We start from the raw sequence: 326 nt of genomic DNA on the forward strand, positions 1-326 counted from the left end.
GGAGGGTTTCCATGTCACGCTCCGCCCCCGCCCCCGCCCCCGCCCCCGTATCCCGTGAGCGCCTCGCTTCCGAGGGCCTCCCGGGTGAGCGCCTCTCCGGGGAGGATCGCGCCCGCCGCCTGCTGCTCTGGTCCGGCCGGGACACCGCCGACGAGGCCCGCGTACGCCACGAACTCGCCGCCATGCTCGACGCCCTGCCCCCCGACGCCGTCGCGGCGCTCCCCGCCGTCCTGCCCTGCGGCACGGCGCCGGGCCCGGTGCGCGGCGCCGTGGTCACCGACACGCCCTGGACGCGGGCCGCCGCCGCGGTCTCCATCCCGAGGAGG

1 protein-coding gene is annotated in these 326 nt (G+C 79.4%); it reads left to right on the forward strand.

Features of this window, described 5'->3' with window-relative positions:
• Window positions 1-11 precede the first annotated feature (11 nt).
• Window positions 12-326 (forward strand): hypothetical protein (locus ACSNOD_RS31865; RefSeq protein WP_436770533.1); only part of this gene is annotated, 315 nt, incomplete at its 3' end.

Origin of the sequence: Streptomyces sp. URMC 123, assembly GCF_051386515.1 — a bacterium.
GTDB lineage: Bacteria > Actinomycetota > Actinomycetes > Streptomycetales > Streptomycetaceae > Streptomyces.